Consider the following 19,470-nt stretch of genomic DNA (forward strand, 5'->3'; position numbering starts at 1 on the left):
CCATGTGCATAAAATTAATAATTTTCTATATTCGCTTTAAAATAAAAGAAAAACTCAAGAAATTATAAAAAATAATAAAAATAACCATAAAATAAAATAAAATAAAACCGAGCCTAAATAAATGAACCTAACTGACTTAAGAAAATTAATATTAAATAGCGGATTCACCTTAAAAGAATTACTTAAGATAAAGAGAAGTTTTATTATTCTACACAAAGATGAGCCTGATGTTTATGACAAATACCAAAGTAAAACAGATTGTTTTTGTCATTATCTGTTATTTATAGCTGAAGAAGTCTCTTTACCATTAACATTTTCTACTTCAGTTTGTTTATTTATAATAACAGGCATGTTTTTCAGTGAAATGGCATATGGAATTCCATTAATGTCATCTATTTACTTATTTTTTGCTATTTCTGCTTTTATTTACTACAGCCTTTCCGTTAGCTGTAATTTAATCACAGGTTCAAAATTGTTAATTTTCTATATTCGTTTTAAAATAAAAACAAGCCCAATTCTTAAATTCATCAATAAAATATCAACAAAAATAGCCAATTATAAAACAAAATAAAATCGGGTCTAAATAAATGAACCTAACTAACTTAAGAAAATTAATATTAAATAGTGGATTCATCTTTAAAGAATTGATTAAGATAAAGAGAAGCTTTCTTGTCCTGCATAAAGATGACCCGCACATTTATAATAAATATCAAAGCAAAACAGATTGTTTTTGTCATTATCTACTATTTATAGCTGAAGAAGTTGCTGCACCATTAATAATGTTAACCTCAGTTTGTTTATTTATAATATTAGGTATGTTTTTCAGTGAAAAGGAACATAGTATTCCATTAATGTCATTTATTTACTTACTCTTTTTTATCTCATTCTCAATTTATTATAGCCTTTCCGTTAGCTGTAATCCCATCACAGGGTTAAAATTAGCAGCCTTTTATATTCGTTTTAAAATAAAAAATAAATTTCAATCGTCATGAAGTTTATTTATATCATCTATCAAAAGTTTGACTTTATATATACTACCAGATATTTGAATGGTTAAAATAGGATTTGGTGTTAACCGCCATTTTCTGGAAAAATCCGAATTAATATATCTGAACAATTTCCCTGCTCCCGGTTTAAGTTTAAACATTCCATATGTTCCATATGCACTCGCCACTAAATCAACTGAACTATAAGCAACATCAGCTACACCATCATCATAACCTAAAGCATGAGAGATGTGCCTATATCCTGCCCTGACCCAGCCGATATCTTGATTCTCATAAAGAATCGGACTAATAGATTCATAAAAATTATTACCTCCATGAGCGAATAAAACAACTCCCAGTGATTTGACAGTTTTAGATCTTACTAATTTACCTGACTTAAAAACTGAAAAACCAGCAAACATCTGAACACCACCAGCAACAACCCCACCGCCTATTTTTGCATATTTAACCACGCCGTGATCTTCAAATATATCGGTTACAATATATTTGGTATAATCCTTACGCCTTAAAACCTGATATTCTTTTTCCGTTACTTCATATTCATCTTTTACTTCATAAACCAATCTCTTTTTTTCATTTACATCAAATGTATTTTTAAACTCACGTGTTTTTATATTAACAAAATCATCAATTTCTTTTAAATATGACATTCTCAATTGGCTATCTTCTATAAAAAAGCTGGCAGCCAAGTGTGCTTTACGCTTCAATAATGAAGCGTAATTATTTAAATCATAAGAAAGATGAGATATCCCTTTCATAAAAGCCTCAGTAAACGTTGTCTTCCCATATGCTATATGCACTGGTGCCGGACATAATATGTTCCCACGTTATTGATTTATACATCAAAGATAAACTCTCCTGTGGCTGACATTCATTATGCGTAGATGAATTTGGATAAAATCCATTCAATGCACATATATATGCGCCGGTAAGTTTTATCTTATAATATAGCTCTAAACCACCTTTAGTTGATGTTCTGTAAAAATAAAAAATACATTGCAGCGATTCTTTATTCGTTATAGCCAATCCCAAAAGAGGAGAAGATTTATCTATTGGCTTTCTTATCTCAACCGGCTGATGGTTAACATGTTGACCTCTGGTTATATTAGACGTCAATTCATAAACAAATATATGGTCTTCATGACCAAGCTGACATGTATTACCAATAGAATCAACCGTTGAACATCCTTGTGATATCAAACCTTGCTTATCACCCCTAATTTCTAAATAGATTATATTCGCCATAGAAAACCATCAGTTAGTCAATATTCAAAAACATGAATATATATTATCTTGATAAAAAATATAATATAGATATTGGGTTCATTGCCAAAGAATGTGATAAACCTCATGATAAGGGAAATTTAGCTAATCCTTTGGTGTTATAAATAACATTTAATTGCTGCCAATATTCCACTTAAATTAAATTTGAATGGATTTTTAATCCAATACGATTAAGTATAATGAAAGTCATTGCCAAGCAAATATTACGGGATATATTTACTAAAAATGCTTAAAATTATTATCCAAGAATAAGGGAATCCAAAAGAGCGAAATTTAATATCAACTAAAAATAAAGGATGGCAGGTCAAAACCTGCCTCCTGATTGGTTTGGTAGATAGTGAAATTCTTAAAATAGGGTTCATGAAAGATCAACTACCAATTCCAAAATTGCGATGTAACTTCAATTTCTGCGTTGTAAATAGTGCTGAGATTGGTGACTATAATTTTATAAAAATAAACAGCGTTAACAGGTGCGAGAAATGTTTTTTCCTCACCAGGGTAAACATCAATATAACCATACTGGTTATAATCTCCAATCGGGGGAGCCCAGTAATTTACCGCCCTAATCGGCGCCATACCATTGTTTTTTATAATCGCCAAAGGATAATGATTGGGAAATATTACATTTCCATGCTTAAAAATCTCAAACGATTGACCAGGGTTTATAGCTATAACTTTCGATGACATTTTATTCCTTCCTTATTTTAACTGTTATTTAGTGAAATATATAATTAGGTGATTTCACCTATGAAATTTAACTTAACACTTTCCGTGAACAGTTAAATATTGAAATTTATCAGTGAAGTAAAAGAAATACGATAAACGAACTCATCGTATATAAATCTCATTCAACGGTAAGATTAGTAGAACTCCAGACCTGACAATATTCAAGTCTGAATATAATTATTTTATTTTCTTATTAATGCTGGTTATTAAATTATCCTGACAATTAGAACGGTAACACAATATTACTTTCAGCGAGTAATCCCATATTGTTATACATAGCACAAGCCGCATCCACCAAATGCATAGCCAACGCAGCGCCGCTCCCCTCCCCTAAACGCATGTCCAAATGTAGATAAGGCGCTAGTTGCAGGTGTTGCAACGCAATAATGGAACCTTTCTCTGCCGATAAATGCGAAGGAATTAGGTAATGACGCACATCAGGAGCAATTCGACAAGCGGCCAGCGCCGCCGCGTAAGAAGGGAATCCATCCAGAATCACCGGCAACCCGGCAGAGGCGGCGCCAAGCATTACGCCCGCCATACCCACCAAATCATAACCTCCAACCTTTGCCAATACATCAATGCTATCTCTGGCATCAGGCCGATTGATTTCAATCGCCTGTTGCACAACCGCCACTTTATGATGCAAGCGTTCTCTGGGGAAGTTAGCCCCAACTCCTACAATCTGTTGTGGATCGTTGTCTGTCAAGACGCTGACCACAGCCGCCGCCGGTGTGGTATTCGCCATACCCAATTCCCCCACACCAAACAATTTCACGCCATTTGCAGCCTGTTCCAGCATCAGGTGTGCGCTTGCCAGCAATAGATCTTCTGCTTGCTGGCGGCTCATTGCCGGTCCTTGAGCAATGTTGCCACTGCCACGCCCCATCTTCATGTTCACTAATCCCGGCACAGGATCACTGTCAATGCCCACATCCACAACTTTCACATCCGCGCCCGCATTCACCGCCAATACGCAAACACCGGTGATCCCTTTCATCATATTCTGCGCATGAATAGCCGTCGCTGACTTAGGCGATATAGTCACGCCTTCGTCATAAACCCCATGATCAGCAACCATCACGATAATCTGCTTACGATCAATATGATGGCCCGATAATCCCCGCATTCCGGCAAGCTGAATCGCCAGATGTTCCAGACGTCCGAAGCTGCCTGTTGGTTTAACCAACCCATTCAATCGAGTTTCAGTACGCGCCATCGCAACATTATCCAACGGCACAATAGCATTAATGATCGATGAAAATGTTTGCATGGTGTTATTTCCGTGTCTCAAGCTGCCAGTCACTCCGGTTATTAAATGTGCGCAAGGTAGTCAATCCATGTTGAATTTCCACTACACTGTACGTTCCCTGTTCAAAATGAAAGTGCCACATAGCAGCAGGCGGCATAGCCAGCAGACGCGCCAGCAACAAGCCCAATACCCCCTGATGAGCGACTAATAACAGATTATGCTGACTTTCTTGTATCAGCAGATGCTGAACCACATTTTCTATCCGGGCCGCAAATGCCGGAAAGGTTTCCCCTCCGGTCGGTGCTGCCTGTTGCCAATCCGCTAACCAAGCAGCCCAAGCTTCGGCGTCTTCATGTTGCAAATCGCGGTGATGGCGCATTTCCCATACGCCAAAATGCATCTCATTGAGTTGCGTATCAATGGTAGCTGACAGCGAGTGACCGGCCAGAATAATCTCCGCAGTATGACGCGCCCGCCGTAATGTGCTGCTTGTCGCTTGCGAAAATGTCACTGACGATAGATAGCGGGCAACTTGCCGAGCCTGATTGATTCCCGTTTCCGTCAGCTCCACATCCGTCATCCCACAGAAAACACCGCTCAGATTCGCTTCTGTTTGACCGTGCCGAACCAGAAATAGTCGCATTATCGTTACTCTACCTCAGATGTTTTTTAGAGCAGTTAATTCAGAAACACGTAGATTCAGACTCGTTTTTTAGCATGTTACCCCCATTCATCATAAAATGACTTGCGAATGTGTGTCGTAGTACATGTCTCGCCAGCCTTTTTGCTAGATTGGGAATCATTGATTTAATACCGTTTTGGGTAGCGATTACCCAACGTTCATACTGTTGCGCTTCGGACTTTGTGACGAAGCACTTACGAATATGCTTGCCCTTGCGGGCGAACATCAGCAAGGTACTGCCCGCTATCCAGTTTGGATACACTCACAAAATGTCTACCAGAAATTTCACCCAAACAAATAACGAGCCACAGCTAATGCCAACCCAGCAGTACCAATTATGGTTGCAGCTAACCACTTCGTCTGTGCACTGATTTCTTTATGTAGATCGCCTTTTGTCGCAAACTCTTCAGATCGAGTTGTTAGCTTGGTTAACTCTATCTTTATTTGCATGACATCTGATTCAAGACGCGCCACTCTTGGCTCTAAACTGCCGCCATCACCGCCATCATTACGGGTAGTATCCATATCATCACCCCCTTTACGTTTAGTACTATACCCGTTATCTTTCAAGTTGCCTCTTTGTTGGCTGCACTTAGCGAGAATAGGGGTTGAGTATTTTGCCAGAAAATTACTCACAGTAGCGCCAGTAAAAACACCAACTCCCCAACTTCCACTGACGCACCAAGGGTATCACCGGTCTGACCGCCTAAACGGCGGCACAGATACACCGCCAGCAACCCGATAACCAACAGCGTAATCGCCAATGCCAACACACCAGACCAGCGCATCAGTAGAACAATCAATATTGCCCCGCCTAACAATGTCAACAGTGCCTGATGACCGTTAACCCGACCAATATAGAGATTCCCCAACCCACTCCCTTCACGAGCACAACGCTGGCGGTACATTAACAAGATAATCGCACTCCTGCCCGCCACTGACGCAGCAGTTAAAGCCATCAGCATAGAAGCGCCACGCAGAGATAATTCGCTCACCACCAGCACTTTCGCCAAAATGAGAAAGATCAATGCCAACCCACCATTGGTTCCCAAACGGCTATCACGCATAATCTCTAGCATTCTTTCCCGTTTACGGGCAGAAAACACGCCATCACAGGTATCTGCTAAACCATCAAGATGAAGTGCCCCGGTTAACAACGCCAGCGCTAATACGTAACCCAGTGCCGCCAAGGGAGCGCCACACCAAGGAGTTAGCAAGGTAAAAACCGCCGCTGCAAGCATACCGACAATCAATCCAACCAATGGAAAACTCGCTATGCCGCGCACGTAGTGATCGATTTCTAATCCCTGTGTCCAGCGCGATGGTACCGGAATGCGAGTCATAAATTGTAAGGTGGCAAGAAACAAACGCAGGCTCATTTAATTTTTACCTCAATTCCCGATACCATCAAAAATACTTCACTGGCAGCCGCCGCCAGCCGCTGGTTAACCCTTCCGGCAATATCGCGGAAATGTCTGGCCAGACGGTTCTCCGGCACAATGCCCATTCCCAGTTCGTTAGTGACCAGATATATCGGGGAAGTCGTGTGGATACAAGCCGCTAACAGCTCGCTAATTTGCTGCTGAATTCCCACCTCCAATACAGCAAAATCCATTTGTTCAGGTGGTGTCTCTCCAGCTTGTTCAAATAATAGGTTGGTAATTAAGGTGGTGATACATTCCAAGATAACCGCTTCTCCCGGTCGGGTTTGCGTCGTGATAACTGCACCGAGATCGCGATAGCCCTCCCATGTGCGCCAATGAGCGGGCCGATTTTCACGGTGCAGTTGTATACGTTCAGCCATTTCACTGTCTGTCACTACAGCAGTCGCAATATACAACACCTGTTCACTCGCTTGTGCCGCCAGTTTCTCCGCCAGCACACTTTTTCCACTACGAGCCCCGCCAGTGATCAAGATCACGGAGCCGAACCTTGTCGATGGGTTTTCATGCACTGATAAATCCGTTCTATATCCAGATGTTCGCGCATGGCTTTCGCCAGAAGGTCAAACTGAGTCTGTTTGTAGTGAGTATAATCCAGTGTTTCACCTTGATAAGCCGCCAATCCTTTGCGCTGACGCAAAGAATTAAGCAGAGCGCGGGTAAAATGAGCGCTATCAAACAAACCATGAATATAACTGCCCATCACACTGCCCTCCCGATTAACTGCGCCATCACACCAACCACCAGACTGGCCGTTACGCTCGGTAATACAGGCAAACGGGGTCGCATCCGCTCCCAGTGACGAGCTGCCCATATGAATTTCATAACCGCGAATAGGCTGCTCAATGCAGTCTGACAACAAGCCAGGCAATGCTGACAAGCTCTTACCGTTTACCCTAGTCGTTACTTTTTCTTGGGCAAAGCGGGTTTCCATATCCAGCAATCCAAGGCCATCCATCTGTTCAATGCCTGATTCCACGCCATCAATAATCCGTTTCCCCAATATTTGATAACCACCGCAGATACCAATAACCGGAACACCAGCCTGATGTGCCGTTAACAAGGCATCCGCTAACCCGTTCTGCCTCAGCCATTGCAAATCTCCCAACGTGTTTTTGCTGCCGGGCAAGATAATCAGATCCGATGGCTGCAACGCTGATGGTTGAGTCACATAACGCAAGCGAACATCCGGTTGCACCGCCAGCGCGTTAAAGTCAGTAAAATTAGCAATATGGGGCAGACGAATCACCGCAATATCCAACGCCTTTTCTGTTGCGCCATCATATTTGCCGATTTGCAGTGCCACACCGTCTTCATCTTCCAGATCGATATTCAGCCAAGGCATGACTCCCAATACCGGCACTCCGGTTAAGGCTTCAATCTGTTCAATACCCGGCTGGAGCAGGCTGACATCACCTCGGAATTTATTGATAATCACCCCTTTTACCCGCGCTTTCTCCTCCGGGCGTAACAGTGCCAATGTGCCATAAATGGCCGCAAATACACCGCCGCGATCGATATCCGCGACCAGCAACACAGGGGCATCCACCATTTCCGCCATCCCCATATTGACAATATCTCGATCTCGCAGATTGATCTCCGCCGGACTGCCAGCCCCCTCCAACACAATGACGTCATATTCACGGGCCAGACTGTGAAAAACTTCACAAATTTGCTGCTGCAAACTGGGCTTGTACTGGTGATACTCCACCGCATTCATGCTACAGGCCACTTTTCCCATTAACACCACTTGCGCCTTACGCTCGCTGGTGGGTTTAAGCAATACCGGGTTCATCCGTACATCAGGTTCGATACCTGCTGCCTCTGCCTGAAAAATCTGCGCCCTGCCCATCTCTTCACCGTTAATAGTGATACCAGAATTCAGCGCCATATTCTGTGATTTAAACGGCGCGCAGCGATAACCATCTTGAACAAAGATACGGCACAATCCCGCAACCAATACACTTTTTCCAACATCGGATGCCGTACCCTGCAACATTAAAGACAAGCCCATCATGCTATCTCCTTCATTATTGGTGTAGCAGAGCAAAAAGCTGCTCCCCAGTTTTTACAGCCACGATTCCATTCGCCATGCAGCTTTAGCTGCCGCTCCAGCACTTATTTCTCCGTATGCCACTGTTTATTCACTAGAATAGTGGAGAAATAAGGTAATTTCCGATCGGCGTCTACCTGATCCAAACGGCGCCAGCACTGTTCACTTGGCAATGTAGCATCCGCCATCAATAAAGCATGTTCAAACAAATTCAAGCGGGCCAACAACGTACTCACGGCGGCAAAACGGTTATAAACTTTCATCAGCACTACGCAATCATGCGTTTGCAGTGCCTGCGCCAGCTCGGCTTCCGGCGCGGTACAAGACATGATCGCCATTGATTGCTGTTCCATCGCCAGAGGTAAGACGGTACGTGCGGCAATCGCGGCAAAAGAGGTGATGCCTGGAACAATTTCCAGCCACTCTTGCCGACCAATTCGCGCCAGCAAAAAGACCCAAGTACTGAATAACATGGCATCACCCAACGTGATAAAACCCACTTGCAGCCCTTTTGCGACTTCATCTTGCAGTTGTTGCGCCACTTCATCCCATACCGCCTGTTTCTCTTCGCCATTAGTGCTCATTGGAAAATGGCAGGTACGAATTTCCGTGTGAGGCAACAGGTATTCACGCACGATGGAGAGCGCCAGACTATCCCCTCCTTTACGTCCAGCGGGTGCATAAAGCACATCAAGGCGAGCAAGTATTCGAGCTGCACGTACGGTAACTAAATCACTGGCGCCCGGACCAACGCCTATAGCATAAAGTCTCCCATTCATCACACCACCTCCTGCTGATCTTCCTGTAACGCATCCGCCAGGTGTTGAACGAACATCTGGCGAATCAACGGATTTTCACCTAATCCCTGTAACCAAGATTGGGTTTTGATCCCAACAGCTTCCAGTTGAGAACGCCACGAATCCGGCTCGTCTGATGCCATGTCGTTAATCGCATGATCGCCGGCCACTATCATTAATGGCATCAAATGTACTTTACGCACCGCCTGATGCCGCAAGCGAATAATGATCTGGTCGATTTCCGGGTAGCTCTCCACCGCGCCAACCAACGCCGGGAAATTATGTGCGCTCATAAGATGATCAAGGCACGCATAGGCAGAAAAGGCATGATGGGTTGCACCATGCCCCATAAACACCACGCGTTCATCCTCAGCTAACGGCGGCATCTGACTTTTCAGGGCAACAAGCAGTTGTTGATAATCGGCAAAGCTGTTAAGCAGCGGTGTACCTACTACTAATCGTTGGAAATGATCGCTAAAGGAACGCATTTCATTGACGATCTTTTCATATTCGTCACCATTGATGACATGCAGGGATTGAATAGCGACATCCTGATACCCCTCATTGACCAAACGCTCCAACGCCTGACGTGGATTATCCACCTGTAGGCCATCACGTCTTTTTAATTTACGGATGATCATCTCTGAGGTGAATGCACGATACAGATCACGATCACGGTAAGCCACTGCCAGTTGTTGTTCACAGACATCAATATTCTTTTGTCGGGTTTGATGATAGCTGGTACCAAAACTGATGATTAATAGTGCTTTTTTCATTTTATTGCCCTCATTATTCCTGCCAATTGGCTAGGTGTTGGACAAACTCATCCAGCGAACTAATCTGCTCTCCGTCATCTCCCGGTAAAGTCGGTGTAGGTCGGCACACCACAATACAGGGAATATTAAGCGCCAGGCAGGGAGCGACTTTCTGTTGATATCCCCCCTCGGCCCCAGACTCTTTTGTGATCACCACATCAGGGTGACAAAATTCATACACTGCATGATTGAATTCAGCCGTAAATGGCCCACGCAACGCGATAATATGATCAACCCCCAATCCTAACGCTTCACACTGAATCAACACCTCGGCGGTCGGCAATACCCGTACCAGCAAGGTTTTTCCCGGTAGTAAACGCTGATACAGCTCCAGTTGCTTACTGCCGGTGGTGAGCAAGATCCGTTGCCCTAGTGCCCGGGCAACGTCGCAAGCCTCTTCAATACTATTTACTTTGTGCAACAGTGGATGACTCAGTAAGTCAATTTCACTGGGACGCTGATAACGAGTAAGCCGCAGCGACAAACGACGACAAGCGGTGATCACGTTGTGACTTAGCGCATTTGCGTAAGGATGAGAAGCATCAATCACCCAACGTACCTTATGCCGATCAAAGTAATCCACCATAGCCTCGGCATCCATTCGCCCCACCACCACTTCTCCCTGAATATCTCCCGCCAGTTGTCTTCCTGCATCAGTAGCGACAGAGAGACGATAACGTGCTCCTGCGGCGTCTAGTGCCTGACAGAGCAACCGAGCATCACTGGTGCCGCCAAAAACATGGATAGCCGGATGGCTCATAATTCATACCCCCGTGGCGTGATCATCAATCCATCACGGCAATAGGTCGTTTGATTGCCAACGATCACCAGACTGGTCATATCCACCGGGGAAAAGTCCATCTCGCCAAACGTGGTAATCCATTTATCTTGTTTTTTACGTCCCGCCGCTTTTACTACGCCAACCGGCGTCTGTGCTGCTTTCCACGGCCGCATAAGTTCAAATGCTTTGGCAAGATGCCCTTCCCGGCCACGGCTACGTGGGTTATAGAAGCAAATAACAAAATCCGCTTGCGCGGCGGCAATAACACGTTTCTCAATCATCGGCCACGGCGTTAGCAGATCACTTAAACTGATATGACAAAAATCATGCATCAATGGCGCGCCCAACAACGACGCCGCGGCAATACTGGCGGTGATCCCGGCGACCAACCTAACTTCAAGATCACATTGTTGCTGGCAAACCAATTCCAGCACTAAACCCGCCATGCCATAAATTCCCGCATCACCACTGCTGATCAAAGCAACTTTACGGCCGGACAACGCCAGATCGATCGCTCTCTGGCAGCGTTCAATCTCCTTGCACATCCCGGTCTTAATCACTTCTTTATCCATCGTCAGATGTTTAACTAAATGGGTGTAGGTTTTATAGCCGACAATAATTTCAGCTTCGCGGATCGCCTCAATGGCCTCCTGCGTCATCATGGATTCATTGCCTGGTCCAATACCGATTACCGTTAACATGATTGTGATACCCCCAAAGTGATAGTGACGCCCTGCTGACGCAAGGTCCGACCAACCAATTTTCCTTCGCTCATCAACCAGGCGACAGGTTGTGAAACACTGCCAATTCCTATCGTCTGGCGCACAAAATCGGAAGCAGGAAAGCGTTGCTCATGAAGACTTAATTCATTAACACTGAACAACTCAAACGGTACACGCCAACGCTGTGCAAGTTGATTCAGCGCCGGTTCATCCTTTTTAATGACAACACTGCCGATGGCCCGTAACGCCATCAGATCGAAATGGTTTTCCGCCATCTGTTGCCGCAATAGCTCAATCACTGTTTGCAATGGCGTATCCCGGCGACAACCAATCCCGGCCACCACTCGTTTCGGCACCAGTTTGTAAACCGGCAGAGACAATCCCGGCAACGAATCTCGCAATGTGATACACACCAGCGCATCCAGTTCTGGCAATTCCTCCAGACTCGCTACCGGGACAAAACCCCGGGTATCACACTGCTCACGTTCGTTAAGTAGTGGCTCATCCCACCACAACCCCACTTTTTGACCACTGACCAACATTTGATTTATCACCTTCACCACATGGCGAAAATCCTGCATATCGGCATCTAATTGAGTGGCAAGGGTGTCCAACGCCGCCATCCCATTAACATCCGTGGCAGTTGTAATCACCGGGTCAGCCCCCAATAACGCCGCCAAATAGTGAGTCAACGCGTTAGCCCCACCCACATGACCAGATAACAGGCTAATAACATGCTGCCCTCCTTCATCAATCACCACCACGGCGGGATCATGCATTTTGTCGTTTATGAGCGGCGCAAGCAGGCGTACCGTGATGCCAAGCGCGGCCACCACCACCAACGCCGAATAGCATTTAAATGCCTCGCGCAACGTGTCGCCAAAGCTGCCATTGAAAGGCGTAAATCCCGCTTCCAATAGCTTTTCGCTGGTAAAACAGGTCAGAGGAAGATGAGCTTGCAACCGGCGTACCAGTCTGACCCCGCCCGGCGTCAGACAAAACACCGCAATCGATTCATGCCCGGCGATATTCATGGCTAAACCCCGCATCGTAAAGCTTGGAATAGTGGTACTCTTCTCCCAAAAAAGCACCGACCAGAATCAAAGCGGTTTTACGAATACCCGCTGCCTGTACTTTTTCAGCAATATCAGCCAACGTACCACGTACAGTAAGCGTGTCAGCCCAGGTCGCTTTGTATATCACCACGACCGGCGTCGTTGCCGGATAGCCACCAGCTTGAAGACGCGCAGCCACATGTCTCATTTTCTGTACAGAAAGATAAATCGCCATTGACGTTTGATGAGCGGCGAAGGATTCCAGTTGTTCGAGCGGCGGCACCGGTGTACGCCCTTCAATCCGGGTAATGATCAAGCTTTGCGCCACTTCCGGTACGGTGTACTCCACCCCTAATTGCGCGGCTGCCCCAAGGAAAGCACTGACACCCGGTATCGAGACAAAACTAATGCCCGCATCGGTCAACGCTTCCCCTTGTTCGCGTATGGAACCGAACAACGAGAGATCGCCGGTTTGCAGTCGCACCACCAACTTACCCGCACGTACACCCTCAACCATCAGCGCAACAATCTGTTCCAGCGTCAGACCGGCGCTATCATGACACTCAGCCTCTGGCGGGCAATAATCCAACAGTTCGGTATTAATCAATGAACCAGCATAAATCACCACCTGTGCCTGTTGCAGCAAACGGTAGCCTTTTAAGGTGATCAACTCCTTATCACCCGGTCCGGCCCCAACAAACCACACTTTTCTGGGATCAAAATATTCAGACATCGATCTTCTCCTTGTAACAGGAAATCAGATAAGTCGGATTATTCGGTTTGAAATAGTGACCCGTACCCAAGGTCGCTAGAGTAGATGCTTGTAGCTGTATGCACTCCAATTGACTGATCTGACAGGTCCGCAAATGTTCCAGTGCATCATTCAGGTTATTCAGCAAAATGAAAGTCAGTACCAGACGGCCACCGGGGTGCATGTGATCCAGCGCCCAGTCGATCAAAGCGGTCAATTGCCCGCCACTTCCGCCAATAAACACCGCATCGGCCATAACATCCAATGCTAACGGGGCTTCTCCAGCAATGATCTCCACATTATGACAACCTAGCCGCTGACGATTCTCCCCAATCAAGGCTAGTGCCGCCGGGTTGCGTTCAATAGCAGTAACAGTCAGCTCCGGGAAGCGTAACGCCGCCTCCAATGCCACACTGCCTGTACCCGCTCCCACATCAATCAATTGGCTGGCATCGCTGAGTTCCAGCCGCTCCAGCGCCAATGCACGTACAGGTTCTTTAGTCATTGGCACTTTCTGTCCGCGTAAAAATTCATCATCTCTCATTTAGGATCACCACCACATTCATGTCATAGTCAGTCGCCACCGCTTCCGGCCGCAGACGGTGAATACGCTCATTAGTCAAAGAGAGGTTTTCACCAATAATCAATGTACGGCTCAGGCCACGCTCAATAATGGCCTCCGCAATTGCCCGCGGGCCGACGCGCCCATCAGTTACCATGCCTACTTTGTCGTGTTGCAGAAGCCAGCCAAAATCCGGGGCTCGCCCGTGACTGCTGGTCAGATAGATATCGTTCATATCCAGCGCAGCTTTGGCACACAGATACTGAATTGAACTGATACCCGGAATGATGCGCAGATCATCTGCGGTAAAATATTCAGACAATAATTTGCCAATGCCATATAACAGCGGATCACCAGACGCTAACACCACAATCCGGCGTGTACTGTTGTTCTGTAGCCAAACAAGCAAACTAGCCAGATCAGCATCCAGTACACGGGTTTCATGGGTGATACCGCTAAATATCTCCAGGTGACGTCTACCACCGACCAACACCTCCGCCTCAGTGATATAGTGCTGTGCCTGCGGTATCAGATACGCAGTATCGCCGGGACCAATTCCCACTACGGTGATCATCGCATTGCCTCCAAAATGTCATTCAATGGGCGACTGGTGCCAAGTATCTGATTATCAAAAGAGAACATGATGGCATCACAGCACGGTGGGTTAACCGCAAAACGCAACATCTCACGCATGCGTTCACAAATGCGTTCGGCTATACGGTCATAAACCGCTTGCAAGCCGTGTTCTGCTATCAGTTCCATTGCGGCTTCCGTGGTATCGCAGCGACTCACTTCCAATAACAGTTCCTGCGACGCCCCCATCAGTGCCAGATAAGCAATCAACGTTTCCATGCGGCCATCAGCGATATGGCTGTGGGTATGGAAAATTCCTGCGGCCACTTTCACCAGTTTGCCGGGATGCCCCACCAACATGATATGGCGGAACCCAAGCCGTACCGCTTCCTGCAACATGTAACCAACGAAGTTACTCATGGTCACTACTAGCTGACCATCGAGCCCCAATTGTTCACGCACAAAACGCTCACCGTGATTGCCCGGCACCAGAATGACCTTTTCAGCACCCGCCGAACGTTTCATTTCCAGTTCTATCGCCAAAGAACGCTTCCAACTCTCTTCCGACATTGGCGTGACGATACCGGTGGTGCCAATGATGGAAATGCCGCCCAGTATTCCCAATCGCCCGTTGTAAGTTTTCTTTGCCCGCTCTTCACCTTCCGGTGCGAAAATTTCCACCTCCGCGCCCCGTAAAGGGCCGATGGCCTCCCGTACTGCTGCCTCAATGGTTTGACGTGGTGTACGATTAATCGCAGAGCTGCCTACCGGTAATCCGACGCCTTTGCGAGTAACCGTACCCACACCTTCCCCACCACGCAGATGGATCTCACCGTGATCGCATAGAGTGACACGGGCAAAAATCAGCATGCCATGCGTCGCATCTACATCGTCGCCACCATCTTTACGAATAGCGGCAGTCGCCTGTTGGCCTTCAATCAGCGGCTGTTCAACGTTAAGACGTAGTGTCACACCAGAAGGTGTCACAATAGAAACATGATCAATAACTTGCTGACGCAGCACCATTAATGCGGCAACCTTGGCGGCAGCGGTAGCACAGGAACCCGTGGTATAACCTTTGCGATACTGCTTACCGTTATGCCAGATGCTGTCTAGTTGCATGGTGTTTAATTGAATAGTGTCACTCATGGCGCCTCCCGCAACCGGTACAGAATGGCGTTGATAATCGCCGCCGCAATATTACTTCCCCCTTTACGACCTGCGGCGGCGATACAAGGCAATTCACTTTGCATCAACGCGGCTTTCGATTCCGCCGCACCGACAAAACCGACAGGCACTCCAACCACCGCCAATGGCGCAGCCTGCCTTTCCAGCAAACGGAACAGAGCGGTTGGAGCGTTACCAAACACGAAGATTTTGTCGCCTTTTTCGGCCAGTGCGACATCTACCGCGGCCATAGAACGCGTGATACCCTGCGCTTTCGCCATCGCGACTACACGGGGATCACTGATATAGCAGCGGCATTCACATCCCATCTGATGTAACAGCGCTTTATTGATACCGGACTGAGCCATCGTCGTATCGGTATATAAGATGCATCCCCGACGCAATGCCTCAGTCATGCGGGCCAGCACACCCGGCGAGAACCATAAAATATCCAACCAGTCAAAATCTGCGGTGGTATGGATCACCCGTTTAATTACCGCTTCTTGCATCTCATCAACAAAACGATAATCGGGGCGCTCACTGGCAATAATATCGCCAATGATTGCAAAGCTATTCTGTTCAATTTGCTGAGGTTTCTGGAGGTAGTTCATATTGTTTGCCCTTTTCTAAGCCATTCCGACCAACAGTAAACGCAACAGCGCAAACAACAGTAAGGCCAGTTGCGAAGCTATCATCATCAAATAGATACTGCGCGGGATATCCATCAGCGAGATTTCACGGCGTTCATCACCAATCCAGGGTTTATCTACTCGTTCACCAAAATAACAATTCGGACCACCAAGGCGGATGCCCAACGCTCCCGCAACCGTCGCCTCCGGCCAGCCACAGTTAGGACTGGTATGCTGATAACGATCACGCCAGCCAATACGCAGCGCCTGGCGAAAATCAAGCCGGATAAACCAGGCAGCCGCACTCAATAACAGCCAACTCAACCGCGCCGGTAACCAATTCGCCAGATCATCCATACGCGCAGAAACATACCCAATAGCGCGGTATTCCTGGGTTTTATACCCCACCATTGAATCAAGGGTGTTAACCGCTTTATAAGCCATTGCCAACGGCGCACCACCAATCATCAAAAAAAACAGCGGAGCAATAACCCCATCAACGCTGTTTTCCGCCACCGTCTCCACGACTGCGCGCGTGATTTGCGGTGCATCCAGTTGAGAAGTATCCCGCCCGACAATCCGTGACAATTGCTGGCGACTCTCATCCAAAGAGCCATGCCTCAATACGCTATGCACCTCTAGCGCGGTGTCACTCAGACAACGGCCAGCCAACAGGGTATAAATCATCCACACTTCGACCAGCCAGCCGACCCAAGGATGAATAGAGTTCATCAGCCACAAGCATCCCCAACTTACTAGCCAGGTCAGCCCAACAACCACTATCCATAGCCCTACTCCACCAACTTTCAATGCACGTTCACTGTGACAACAGCGCCGAACTGCCCGTTGTACCAGAGAGATCAGCTTACCAATCCAACGCACCGGATGAGGCCAATGCGGCGGATCACCTAACCAGCTATCGAGCAAGAAAGCAGCAAACCAGGCAGCAAGTGTCACAACAGCCTCCTTGCAGACCTCAACCAGCGATCAAGCAAACTAGGACGCTGAGCAAAATGGATATGAAGATAACTGGCCAGTGTTTGTTGTACCTGATAGCCGCCGGCCCATTGCTGTATTGCCATCCCGTCACGCCATTTAGTACAGTCAAAGACTGAGGGTACTGAGCTGATAAAATCAGAATAATGAAACTCGTGGCCCCGTAAAATCTCACCTTCTGCGGCCAGCAACGTGTCAAAACGGGCCTGAGCCTGACAATAACCAAAGCGTATCAACCGCGTCCCCATATGACTTTCTCCCGGCAGAATACCGGCCATCTGATGACTCGCCCCTTCTCCGTCGGTCAACGATTTGCCAAGGTACATCAGGCCGCCGCATTCAGCATAAATGGGAACTTGACGATAATGAGCATCCTGTAAGGCTTCCCGCATGGCACTATTGGCGGCCAACTTAGCGGCGTATATTTCTGGGTAACCACCACCGAGATAAATCATCTGACAATCGGGTAAACGGCGATCATGCAGTGGACTAAAACGGCGAATACGTACCCCTACCCGTTCCAACATCTCCAGATTATCTGGGTAATAAAAATTAAAGGCTTCATCATCTGCCAACGCTAACGTCAAGCCATCAGCCAATGCGGGATCAGGCAATGATGGCGTCTCCCCCTCTGGTAAAGCAGGACAGTCACAAAGCGCCAACAGACGATCAATATTGATATACATCTCCACCTGTTGAGCCAGCTGTTGCCAGCGAGCATCATTGTCCGCCTGCTCTTGGGCAGGAATCAGGCCAAGATGACGAGACGGTAATGACACATCCTTCATCACGGGTAAACGCCCTAACACCGGAACACCACAATAATGTTCAATCGCATGACGAATAAGTTCGAAATGATTTTCAGAATTGACGCGGTTAACAATGACGCCCGCAATCGTTAAAGAGGGATCAAAACGACAAAAACCCAGAACAGTCGCGGCAACAGAAGTAGATACAGCCTTACCGTCTACCAACAAAATCACCGGACATCCCAACTGTTTAGCCATTGCAGCGCTACTACAATAGTTTGGGTTAGTACCATAACCATCATACAACCCCATCACACCCTCAATGACCGCGACATCAGCATGACGCATATGCTCATTATAAAGACCATTAAGGGTCGCGGGCGGCAGCATAAATGCATCAAGATTACGAGATGCTACGCCACATACAGAGCTGTGCCAGCCGCTGTCCAGATAATCCGGCCCCACTTTAAACGGCTGGACAGCTAACCCTCTCAACATCAATGCCCGCAAAATGCCAAGGGTAACCGTAGTCTTACCACAGCCACTACCGGTACCGGCGATAACAAATGCCTTCCTGCCTGACCATTGCATAGAAAATTCCCGATATATCGATCGGAGAATGAGCGCCAATAAGACGTGCCAACACTGCGCACACCACTCGGATGACAACCCGCTTCCCACCGAAGGAGTTAATGTCTCATGCCTGTCAGGTCGGTCTTCTGGCTTAGCGTCACCCTTCCCCGCAACCTTCCCAGTCTTTCCGACCAGTGGCATCAGCGGAGTTGTCAGCATCACAGCAGCGGGGGCTGCGGAGGATTTCCACCTCCTTCCCAACCACACCATTGAGGTGCGGTATTAACCCAACGGCGGTTTGTTTATTTTTAACGTGGTCTACTCTTCAAGTTATTAAATCATTAGATAACTAATGATACATATTCACTTTTACCATAATAACCTTATTAAATTCGTTGAATTAAAATGTAGATTAAATATATTTTTCCATACCAATAAAGCGGGTAATTTTATTATTTTCGGCGATAAATTTATGCTCTTTATAATAAAAACCACCATCAATCTGGTGATAAAGATGGTAACAACACCGCAATAGATTAATCATTGATCATAATCAACTATCTATTCATATCACATAAGCTTATGATGTTTCTTATCGTAAAATCACTGCTTACATCATCTATATAACCATAAATCACAATGAGAACTACCTATGTTATTAGATACCTCCATACCTCGCATTCTTGGCGCCTGTTTTTATTACTCACCGAAATCAGAACAAGTGCGCCCGCTAATTCCATTACTTGCCGATATTAATAAATTAGGGGCTGTCCTAGATAAGTAATTTGATCTAGGATATCCAAATGAGAAAAAGTCGGATTAGCCAATACAAGCAAAAACGTCTTCAGGAGCTT

Annotated in this window: 22 protein-coding genes, 1 pseudogene and 1 riboswitch; of the genes and pseudogenes, 2 read left to right on the plus strand and 21 right to left on the minus strand. The window is 46.6% G+C overall.

The genetic code is table 11. The features are described 5' to 3' along the window. The first annotated feature begins 121 nt into the window (after window positions 1-121). On the plus strand, window positions 122-571 hold the full coding sequence (locus tag BA1DRAFT_RS21800) for a hypothetical protein (protein ID WP_072164772.1): 450 nt from the start codon (window positions 122-124) through the stop codon (window positions 569-571). A 408-nt stretch (window positions 572-979) separates the two neighbouring features. Here the strand turns inward: BA1DRAFT_RS21800 and BA1DRAFT_RS06845 are convergent, their stop codons facing one another. From BA1DRAFT_RS06845 to BA1DRAFT_RS06950, 21 genes are all read right to left on the minus strand, one after another. Continuing rightward, on the minus strand, window positions 980-1,765 hold the full coding sequence (locus BA1DRAFT_RS06845) for a DUF4225 domain-containing protein (RefSeq protein WP_036777363.1): 786 nt from the start codon (window positions 1,763-1,765) through the stop codon (window positions 980-982). A gap of 7 nt (window positions 1,766-1,772) precedes the next feature. Beyond that, a complete protein-coding gene (locus BA1DRAFT_RS06850) occupies window positions 1,773-2,252 on the minus strand; it encodes an Hcp family type VI secretion system effector (RefSeq protein WP_036777364.1) in 480 nt (159 codons plus the stop codon). 411 nt (window positions 2,253-2,663) lie between these two features. After that, the gene (locus tag BA1DRAFT_RS06855; protein WP_036777367.1) at window positions 2,664-2,978 is read right to left on the minus strand and encodes a hypothetical protein; all 315 of its coding nucleotides are present in this window, start codon (window positions 2,976-2,978) and stop codon (window positions 2,664-2,666) included. Window positions 2,979-3,240: 262 nt separating this feature from the next. Beyond that, entirely contained in the window at window positions 3,241-4,290 is a 1,050-nt protein-coding gene (gene cobT / locus BA1DRAFT_RS06860; RefSeq protein ID WP_036777369.1) for a nicotinate-nucleotide--dimethylbenzimidazole phosphoribosyltransferase, read from the minus strand. Window positions 4,291-4,294: 4 nt separating this feature from the next. Next, a complete protein-coding gene (locus BA1DRAFT_RS06865) occupies window positions 4,295-4,912 on the minus strand; it encodes an adenosylcobalamin/alpha-ribazole phosphatase (protein WP_036777371.1) in 618 nt (205 codons plus the stop codon). A 324-nt stretch (window positions 4,913-5,236) separates the two neighbouring features. Then, the gene (locus tag BA1DRAFT_RS21225) at window positions 5,237-5,587 is read right to left on the minus strand and encodes a hypothetical protein (protein ID WP_051560685.1); all 351 of its coding nucleotides are present in this window, start codon (window positions 5,585-5,587) and stop codon (window positions 5,237-5,239) included. Beyond that, a complete protein-coding gene (cobS, locus tag BA1DRAFT_RS06880) occupies window positions 5,584-6,330 on the minus strand; it encodes an adenosylcobinamide-GDP ribazoletransferase (RefSeq protein WP_036777377.1) in 747 nt (248 codons plus the stop codon). Before cobS ends, BA1DRAFT_RS21225 begins: the two co-directional genes overlap by 4 nt. Then, window positions 6,327-6,872, minus strand: a complete 546-nt coding sequence (gene cobU / locus BA1DRAFT_RS06885) for a bifunctional adenosylcobinamide kinase/adenosylcobinamide-phosphate guanylyltransferase (RefSeq protein ID WP_036777379.1) — start codon at window positions 6,870-6,872, stop codon at window positions 6,327-6,329. The genes cobS and cobU overlap by 4 nt, the downstream gene beginning before the upstream one ends. After that, window positions 6,869-8,407, minus strand: coding sequence for a cobyric acid synthase (locus BA1DRAFT_RS06890; RefSeq protein WP_036777421.1), 1,539 nt, complete (start codon window positions 8,405-8,407; stop codon window positions 6,869-6,871). Before BA1DRAFT_RS06890 ends, cobU begins: the two co-directional genes overlap by 4 nt. 104 nt (window positions 8,408-8,511) lie before the next feature. Then, on the minus strand, window positions 8,512-9,225 hold the full coding sequence (locus tag BA1DRAFT_RS06895) for a cobalt-factor II C(20)-methyltransferase (RefSeq protein ID WP_036777382.1): 714 nt from the start codon (window positions 9,223-9,225) through the stop codon (window positions 8,512-8,514). After that, on the minus strand, window positions 9,225-10,019 hold the full coding sequence (gene cbiK / locus BA1DRAFT_RS06900; RefSeq protein ID WP_036777384.1) for a sirohydrochlorin cobaltochelatase: 795 nt from the start codon (window positions 10,017-10,019) through the stop codon (window positions 9,225-9,227). Before cbiK ends, BA1DRAFT_RS06895 begins: the two co-directional genes overlap by 1 nt. A 13-nt stretch (window positions 10,020-10,032) precedes the next feature. Next, window positions 10,033-10,818 (minus strand): cobalt-precorrin-6A reductase, encoded by a 786-nt coding sequence (locus tag BA1DRAFT_RS06905; protein WP_036777385.1) that lies wholly within the window; start codon window positions 10,816-10,818, stop codon window positions 10,033-10,035. Further along, window positions 10,815-11,540 carry a precorrin-3B C(17)-methyltransferase gene (locus BA1DRAFT_RS06910; protein ID WP_036777387.1) on the minus strand — a complete coding sequence of 242 codons (726 nt, stop codon included), beginning with the start codon at window positions 11,538-11,540 and terminating at the stop codon, window positions 10,815-10,817. The genes BA1DRAFT_RS06905 and BA1DRAFT_RS06910 overlap by 4 nt, the downstream gene beginning before the upstream one ends. After that, on the minus strand, window positions 11,534-12,595 hold the full coding sequence (gene cbiG / locus BA1DRAFT_RS06915; protein ID WP_036777388.1) for a cobalt-precorrin 5A hydrolase: 1,062 nt from the start codon (window positions 12,593-12,595) through the stop codon (window positions 11,534-11,536). Before cbiG ends, BA1DRAFT_RS06910 begins: the two co-directional genes overlap by 7 nt. Continuing rightward, window positions 12,576-13,349, minus strand: coding sequence for a cobalt-precorrin-4 methyltransferase (locus BA1DRAFT_RS06920; protein ID WP_036777390.1), 774 nt, complete (start codon window positions 13,347-13,349; stop codon window positions 12,576-12,578). The genes cbiG and BA1DRAFT_RS06920 overlap by 20 nt, the downstream gene beginning before the upstream one ends. Beyond that, complete coding sequence (locus BA1DRAFT_RS06925; RefSeq protein WP_036777392.1) at window positions 13,342-13,911, minus strand: decarboxylating cobalt-precorrin-6B (C(15))-methyltransferase; 570 nt, start codon at window positions 13,909-13,911, stop codon at window positions 13,342-13,344. Before BA1DRAFT_RS06925 ends, BA1DRAFT_RS06920 begins: the two co-directional genes overlap by 8 nt. Continuing rightward, window positions 13,901-14,503 carry a cobalt-precorrin-7 (C(5))-methyltransferase gene (locus BA1DRAFT_RS06930; protein ID WP_036777394.1) on the minus strand — a complete coding sequence of 201 codons (603 nt, stop codon included), beginning with the start codon at window positions 14,501-14,503 and terminating at the stop codon, window positions 13,901-13,903. The genes BA1DRAFT_RS06925 and BA1DRAFT_RS06930 overlap by 11 nt, the downstream gene beginning before the upstream one ends. Next, a complete protein-coding gene (gene cbiD, locus BA1DRAFT_RS06935; RefSeq protein WP_051560686.1) occupies window positions 14,500-15,651 on the minus strand; it encodes a cobalt-precorrin-5B (C(1))-methyltransferase CbiD in 1,152 nt (383 codons plus the stop codon). The genes BA1DRAFT_RS06930 and cbiD overlap by 4 nt, the downstream gene beginning before the upstream one ends. After that, on the minus strand, window positions 15,648-16,280 hold the full coding sequence (locus tag BA1DRAFT_RS06940; RefSeq protein ID WP_036777396.1) for a cobalt-precorrin-8 methylmutase: 633 nt from the start codon (window positions 16,278-16,280) through the stop codon (window positions 15,648-15,650). Before BA1DRAFT_RS06940 ends, cbiD begins: the two co-directional genes overlap by 4 nt. 15 nt (window positions 16,281-16,295) lie before the next feature. Further along, window positions 16,296-17,255, minus strand: coding sequence for an adenosylcobinamide-phosphate synthase CbiB (cbiB, locus tag BA1DRAFT_RS06945; protein WP_036777398.1), 960 nt, complete (start codon window positions 17,253-17,255; stop codon window positions 16,296-16,298). Continuing rightward, entirely contained in the window at window positions 17,252-18,634 is a 1,383-nt protein-coding gene (locus BA1DRAFT_RS06950) for a cobyrinic acid a,c-diamide synthase CobB (protein ID WP_036777425.1), read from the minus strand. Before BA1DRAFT_RS06950 ends, cbiB begins: the two co-directional genes overlap by 4 nt. 101 nt (window positions 18,635-18,735) lie before the next feature. Beyond that, window positions 18,736-18,922: riboswitch (cobalamin riboswitch) on the minus strand. Window positions 18,923-19,268: 346 nt separating this feature from the next. Here BA1DRAFT_RS06950 and BA1DRAFT_RS24495 point away from each other — a divergent pair. Next, a pseudogene (locus tag BA1DRAFT_RS24495) lies at window positions 19,269-19,379 on the plus strand (nitrate reductase); the annotation flags it as partial. Between the last annotated feature and the right edge of the window lie 91 nt (window positions 19,380-19,470).

Origin of the sequence: Photorhabdus aegyptia, from assembly GCF_000612035.1 — a bacterium.
In the GTDB taxonomy this organism is placed as follows: Bacteria; Pseudomonadota; Gammaproteobacteria; order Enterobacterales; family Enterobacteriaceae; genus Photorhabdus; species Photorhabdus akhurstii.

Excerpts from the sequence above, each read along its gene's own strand:
- BA1DRAFT_RS21800 (WP_072164772.1), top strand. The coding sequence starts at position 122 with ATGAACCTAACTGACTTAAGAAAATTAATATTAAATAGCGGATTCACC.
- BA1DRAFT_RS06845 (WP_036777363.1), bottom strand. The coding sequence starts at position 1,765 with ATGAAAGGGATATCTCATCTTTCTTATGATTTAAATAATTACGCTTCA.
- BA1DRAFT_RS06850 (WP_036777364.1), bottom strand. The coding sequence starts at position 2,252 with ATGGCGAATATAATCTATTTAGAAATTAGGGGTGATAAGCAAGGTTTG.
- BA1DRAFT_RS06855 (WP_036777367.1), bottom strand. The coding sequence starts at position 2,978 with ATGTCATCGAAAGTTATAGCTATAAACCCTGGTCAATCGTTTGAGATT.
- cobT (WP_036777369.1), bottom strand. The coding sequence starts at position 4,290 with ATGCAAACATTTTCATCGATCATTAATGCTATTGTGCCGTTGGATAAT.
- BA1DRAFT_RS06865 (WP_036777371.1), bottom strand. The coding sequence starts at position 4,912 with ATGCGACTATTTCTGGTTCGGCACGGTCAAACAGAAGCGAATCTGAGC.
- cobS (WP_036777377.1), bottom strand. The coding sequence starts at position 6,330 with ATGAGCCTGCGTTTGTTTCTTGCCACCTTACAATTTATGACTCGCATT.
- BA1DRAFT_RS06890 (WP_036777421.1), bottom strand. The coding sequence starts at position 8,407 with ATGGGCTTGTCTTTAATGTTGCAGGGTACGGCATCCGATGTTGGAAAA.
- BA1DRAFT_RS06895 (WP_036777382.1), bottom strand. The coding sequence starts at position 9,225 with ATGAATGGGAGACTTTATGCTATAGGCGTTGGTCCGGGCGCCAGTGAT.
- cbiK (WP_036777384.1), bottom strand. The coding sequence starts at position 10,019 with ATGAAAAAAGCACTATTAATCATCAGTTTTGGTACCAGCTATCATCAA.
- BA1DRAFT_RS06905 (WP_036777385.1), bottom strand. The coding sequence starts at position 10,818 with ATGAGCCATCCGGCTATCCATGTTTTTGGCGGCACCAGTGATGCTCGG.
- BA1DRAFT_RS06910 (WP_036777387.1), bottom strand. The coding sequence starts at position 11,540 with ATGTTAACGGTAATCGGTATTGGACCAGGCAATGAATCCATGATGACG.
- cbiG (WP_036777388.1), bottom strand. The coding sequence starts at position 12,595 with ATGAATATCGCCGGGCATGAATCGATTGCGGTGTTTTGTCTGACGCCG.
- BA1DRAFT_RS06920 (WP_036777390.1), bottom strand. The coding sequence starts at position 13,349 with ATGTCTGAATATTTTGATCCCAGAAAAGTGTGGTTTGTTGGGGCCGGA.
- BA1DRAFT_RS06925 (WP_036777392.1), bottom strand. The coding sequence starts at position 13,911 with ATGAGAGATGATGAATTTTTACGCGGACAGAAAGTGCCAATGACTAAA.
- BA1DRAFT_RS06930 (WP_036777394.1), bottom strand. The coding sequence starts at position 14,503 with ATGATCACCGTAGTGGGAATTGGTCCCGGCGATACTGCGTATCTGATA.
- cbiD (WP_051560686.1), bottom strand. The coding sequence starts at position 15,651 with ATGAGTGACACTATTCAATTAAACACCATGCAACTAGACAGCATCTGG.
- BA1DRAFT_RS06940 (WP_036777396.1), bottom strand. The coding sequence starts at position 16,280 with ATGAACTACCTCCAGAAACCTCAGCAAATTGAACAGAATAGCTTTGCA.
- BA1DRAFT_RS06950 (WP_036777425.1), bottom strand. The coding sequence starts at position 18,634 with ATGCAATGGTCAGGCAGGAAGGCATTTGTTATCGCCGGTACCGGTAGT.